The following is a 3,218-nucleotide window of genomic DNA, read 5'->3' as shown; positions in this document are numbered from 1 at the left end:
TGACAGCGGACCCTTGAGCCCCTTCACCTCGGGCAGCACGGCGTCGTCGGGCAGGCGGACGTCGTCGAGCACCAGCTCGCTGGTGATCGACGCCCGCAGCGAGAGCTTGTGGTGACTGGTGTTGGCGGAAAACCCGGGCGTCTTGGTGGGGACGACGAAGCCGCGTACGCCGTCGTCGGTGACCGCCCAGACGATCGCCACGTCGGCGACCGATCCGTTGGTGATCCACATTTTGCGGCCGTTGAGGATCCAGTCCGACCCGTCGCGTCGCGCCCGGGTTGTCATCGACGCCGGGTCGGATCCGGCGTCGGGTTCGGTCAGCCCGAAGCAGCCGAGCAGCTCACCGGCGGCCATGCCGGGCAGCCACTTTTGTTTTTGCTCTTCGGAGCCGAAGCTCCAGATCGCGAACATCGCCAGCGAACCCTGCACCGACACCATCGACCGGATACCGGAGTCGGCGGCTTCCAGTTCGGTACACGCCAAGCCGTAGTGCACGGCCGAGGCCCCGCCGCAGCCGTAGCCCTCCAAATGCATGCCAAGCAGGCCAAGCTGGCCGAAGTGCTTGGCAAGTTCACGGACCGGAAGGTCACCGATTTCGAACCATTCGGCTACCTGCGGGATGACATTCTCGGCGCAGAACTGTCGGACCGTGTCGCGAACCGCGATCTCGTCATCAGAAAGCGACGCATCCAGGCCCAACGGGTCCTGCGGGTTGAAGCTAGTCATCCGGCCATCGTAAGTCCGCCGCTCACGCTGATCACCTGCCCGGTGATGAACGATGCGGCATCGGAGGCGAAGAACAGCACCGGCGCGGCGACTTCCTCCGGCCGGGCGAGTCGGCGAAACGGGATCGCTTTGACCAGAGCCTCTTTTAGTTTCTCCGGCTGGGCGGCGAAAAGCGGGGTGTCGGTCGGGCCGGGGCACACACAGTTGACGGTGATCGCATGCCGGGCCATCTCCCGGGCCAGCGACTTGGTCAGCGCGATCACGCCGCCTTTGGCGCCGGCGTAGATGGTTTCGCCCGCGCTGCCAACCCGACCTGCGTCGCTGGCCAGGTTGACGACGCGTCCGCCGCCGCCGGCTTCGATCATTCCGGGTAGGAATGCGCTGCACACGTGCACCGGCCCCAGGTAGTTGATAGCCACTACTTTTTCGGCGAATTCCGCTGTTGCATTGAGGAATTGGTCGGTGCGATCCCAGCCTGCGGCATTCACCACGACGTTGGGCACGCCGACGTCGGCGTGTGTCCGGTCGCGGAGGATGTCGACTTGGCTGCGGTCGGCAACGTCGACCGGCAGTGCGGTGATCAGCTCTGGATGTTCTTCCGCGGTGGCTTCGGCAGCTGCTTTGTCCAGGTCAGCGGCGATGACACGGTCGCCCCGGGCGGCGAAGCCCAGCGCGATCGCCTTGCCGATCCCGGATCCGGCGCCGGTGACGAGTGCGAGTTTGTTGGTCATCTGGGGCTAACGTCGTTCATCCCTGACGAATCTATCTATTCACCGAGGTTGCCGGTCAAGCGCCCGGGTAGTGTCCGCGGCATGGTGGGTCCGCGGCAGGCTCTGGGGTGGCTGGGCGTCGACGTTGCCTGCGTGCTGCTGTTCTGCGCCGTCGGGCGGCGCAGTCACGACGAGGGGTTGAACGTCGCGGGGGTGGCAACGACGGCCTGGCCGTTTCTGAGCGGGACCGCCCTGGGCTGGCTCGCCGCTCGGGCGTGGCGACGCCCTACGGCGGTGCTTCCCACCGGGGTTGTGGTGTGGGTGTGCACGGTCGTGGTCGGGATGCTGCTGCGCAGGGCCACCTCCGCCGGCGTGGCCGCCAGTTTCGTGGCGGTGGCGTCCACAGTCACCGCGCTGCTGCTGCTCGGCTGGCGGGCGGCGCTGCATGTGAGTGGCCGTAAGTCGGCCTGACCATGGCGCGAACAGATCACGACACCTGGGATCCGGCCACCAGTGTCGGAACCACCGCGACACTGGTAGCGACGGCCAGGGCGTTGGCAACCAGGGCCGGGTTGATCAACGACCCATTCGCCGAGCCATTGGTCCGCGCCGTCGGCGTCGACTTCTTCGCCCAGATCGCCAGCGGCGAGCGGGCCATCAGTGATCTTGGCGACGACAACGGATTCGCTTTACTGACCGACCTTTTCGCGGTCCGCACCCGATTCTTCGACAACTTCCTCTCCGATGCTTGCCGGGCCGGTATTCGGCAGGCGGTGATTTTGGCGTCGGGGCTGGACGCCCGGCCCTATCGGCTGTGGTGGCCGACGGGCACCACCGTCTACGAGATCGATCAGCCGGGAGTCATCGAGTTCAAAACCCAGACGCTGCGGGGCCTGGCGGTCACCCCGACCGCCGATCGGCGCGCGGCGGGCATCGATCTTCGCCGCGACTGGCCGGACGCGCTGCGGCGGCTCGGTTTCGATGCCACCAAGCCGACAGCGTGGATTGCTGAGGGGCTGTTCATCGGTTTTCTAGCGCCCGTCACACAGGACCGCATGCTGAACAACGTCACCGCATTGAGCGCCGCCGGTAGCAGGATGGCGGCCGACTATCTGCCGAACCGGAGCCGGCCGTTTGTCAGCCAGGAGCACGCGCTGGCTAAACGCTGGCGATCGTACGGTTTCAAGGGCGATATGACCGAGCTCACGTATCCCGACGAGCAGCACGACGCCGCCGAGTCGCTGGCGGCGCTGGGCTGGCGAACCTTTGTGGCTGACCTCGCGGACCTGTTCACCGCTACCGGATTATCGGGATTGCGTCGTCAGGATCTCGGCGAAGCACCCGTCGCCGGCCGGTACGTCAGCGCGACATTGACCTAGCCGGGCCGGAATGCCGCCGATAACGAGACGTTGGATATTGACGTGATAGCCCACCGGTCAACCGCGGCGGCCCAGCTGCGCTTCTCGGCGGTGGGGCCGGACGACCCGTTGGCAGCGCCACTGTTGGCCGAGCTGTCGGTCGAGTACTCCCACCGCTACGGCGGCACTCCGGAGGCGCATCTCAGCTGGTTGCCTGTTCCGCCTGCCGAGCTCGCGCCTCCGGACGGTGGCTTGTTGGTCGGACTGCTGGACGGCGTCCCGGTCACCGGCGGCGCGTTCCGTCGGTTCGATGCCCACACTGTGGAATTCAAACGGATTTGGACGGACAGTGGATATCGCCGCCGCGGCTACGCCAAGGCGCTGCTGGCCGAACTGGAGGCCACCGCGGCCAGAAGGGGCTATC

5 protein-coding genes are annotated in these 3,218 nt (G+C 66.6%); 3 read left to right on the top strand and 2 right to left on the bottom strand.

Annotation, left to right across the window (positions count from 1 at the left end; translation table 11 throughout):
• Both WAN71_RS02645 and WAN71_RS02640 read right to left on the bottom strand, forming a co-directional pair.
• Window positions 1-726: acyl-CoA dehydrogenase family protein (locus tag WAN71_RS02645; protein ID WP_422223840.1), on the bottom strand; the 726-nt coding region annotated here is incomplete at its 3' end.
• Complete coding sequence (locus WAN71_RS02640; protein ID WP_422223839.1) at window positions 723-1,457, bottom strand: SDR family NAD(P)-dependent oxidoreductase; 735 nt, start codon at window positions 1,455-1,457, stop codon at window positions 723-725. The genes WAN71_RS02645 and WAN71_RS02640, both read right to left, overlap by 4 nt.
• Window positions 1,458-1,541: 84 nt before the next feature.
• On the opposite strand from WAN71_RS02640, the gene WAN71_RS02635 reads away from it, so the two are divergent.
• The 3 genes from WAN71_RS02635 to WAN71_RS02625 all read left to right on the top strand — a co-directional run.
• Window positions 1,542-1,907 (top strand): DUF3054 domain-containing protein, encoded by a 366-nt coding sequence (locus WAN71_RS02635; RefSeq protein ID WP_422223841.1) that lies wholly within the window; start codon window positions 1,542-1,544, stop codon window positions 1,905-1,907.
• A 2-nt stretch (window positions 1,908-1,909) separates the two neighbouring features.
• The gene (locus WAN71_RS02630) at window positions 1,910-2,815 is read left to right on the top strand and encodes an SAM-dependent methyltransferase (protein WP_422223838.1); all 906 of its coding nucleotides are present in this window, start codon (window positions 1,910-1,912) and stop codon (window positions 2,813-2,815) included.
• Between the two features lie 42 nt (window positions 2,816-2,857).
• On the top strand, window positions 2,858-3,218 hold a 361-nt coding region (locus tag WAN71_RS02625; protein WP_422223837.1), incomplete at its 3' end, for a GNAT family N-acetyltransferase.

Origin of the sequence: Mycobacterium sp., from assembly GCF_049280035.1 — a bacterium.
In the GTDB taxonomy this organism is placed as follows: Bacteria; Actinomycetota; Actinomycetes; order Mycobacteriales; family Mycobacteriaceae; genus Mycobacterium.
Note: the sequence above shows the minus strand (reverse complement) of the source record. Positions and strands in the feature narration are given on the sequence as shown.